Source organism: Psychrobacter sp. 1U2 (assembly GCF_051847575.1).
The window spans coordinates 1-684 of the sequence record NZ_JBPYDC010001154.1; the positions used below are offsets into that span (position 1 = coordinate 1).

The following is a 684-nucleotide window of genomic DNA, read 5'->3' on the forward strand; positions in this document are numbered from 1 at the left end:
TGATATAATGCACATTGTTACGAAATAAAGAAATCAAATTATGGAACAAAGACAAGACGCTGTAGAACACAAACCCGTATTTATGCCTAGAGTCAACAGTGACAATCTGGTAAAAACAGATATGGTTAGGTTTGAGCGGCATGTGGGATTTGCCAGTCGGCAAAAGAAAAAATCCATCAACGATATGCATCAAGTCATTCGTAAAAAATATGGATTCAACCACGTCTTAGAGCTATCTAGTAAGTCTGGCAATAAGCTAAGTTTTTTGCTCAGTCCACTTAGCTTAAAGCTCACTGACGAGCACAATGGCGCGCAGCATAATGTCGAAAACATCTTTCAGGCGAGCAAGGTGTTTGAACATGGTGGTCCCTATAGTGACTTGCTGACAGTGCCACCAAGACAGGCCAAAAAAGACGAGCGCTTGCAATCGTCTGGTGAGCTCATTGGTTACAATGATTTTGGTATGGAGTGGAATCTAGAGCCGCTAACTGCGTTTTATGATTGGCTGTATGTTAACGCACTAAAGCAGAACACTCAGCTCCACGAAGAGGTCATGCAATATCAAGCCTTTACAGACCTTGAATTTAATCCCAAAAAGTCTATTCATTGTCCGGCTTATTCGCTGGCGATGTTTGTAGCACTCAATAAACGCGATTTACTTGATAACGTTGAAGACCCAGGAAC

The 684-nt window shown here is 41.8% G+C and carries 1 protein-coding gene; it reads left to right on the forward strand.

Translation table 11 applies throughout. The features are described 5' to 3' along the window. Nucleotides 1–40: 40 nt before the first annotated feature. On the forward strand, nucleotides 41–684 hold a 644-nt coding region (locus tag ACS8FD_RS20925; RefSeq protein WP_439277281.1), incomplete at its 3' end, for a DarT1-associated NADAR antitoxin family protein.